Origin of the sequence: Bacillus sp. SIMBA_005 (genome assembly GCF_046535585.1) — a bacterium.
Taxonomy (GTDB): Bacteria; Bacillota; Bacilli; order Bacillales; family Bacillaceae; genus Bacillus; species Bacillus pumilus.
Genome location: NZ_JAWRWI010000262.1, coordinates 1 through 279, shown reverse-complemented (window position 1 = coordinate 279; position 279 = coordinate 1). Strand labels below are relative to the sequence as shown.

Annotated in this window: 1 protein-coding gene; it reads right to left on the bottom strand. The window is 37.6% G+C overall.

The features are described 5' to 3' along the window. A partial coding sequence (locus SB660_RS20030; RefSeq protein WP_410584041.1) for a hypothetical protein occupies positions 1 to 111 on the bottom strand: 111 nt, incomplete at its 3' end. Positions 112 to 279 lie beyond the last annotated feature (168 nt).

Here is a 279-nt window from a genome sequence, read left to right as displayed (position 1 = left end):
CACGGCGCCTGGTTTCATAAATACGCCGGAACCGATGATGGTGCCGATAACAAGTGAGAGGGCGATGGTAAGGCCGATCTCTTTTTTAAGTCCGTTCTCTTCAATCTGCATATCCTTTCCCTCCAGATGTAAAATCGTTATGCTGAAAAAACTATTTTCCATATTGTAAACCCTAATTGCTGAAACACGAATAAAATAAATTTTCTGATTTTGGTGTTTTGCCTAAAAGATAAAGGTTTATGCTTTTGAGAAGGAAAAAATACTGTTTTAAAAGCGAAC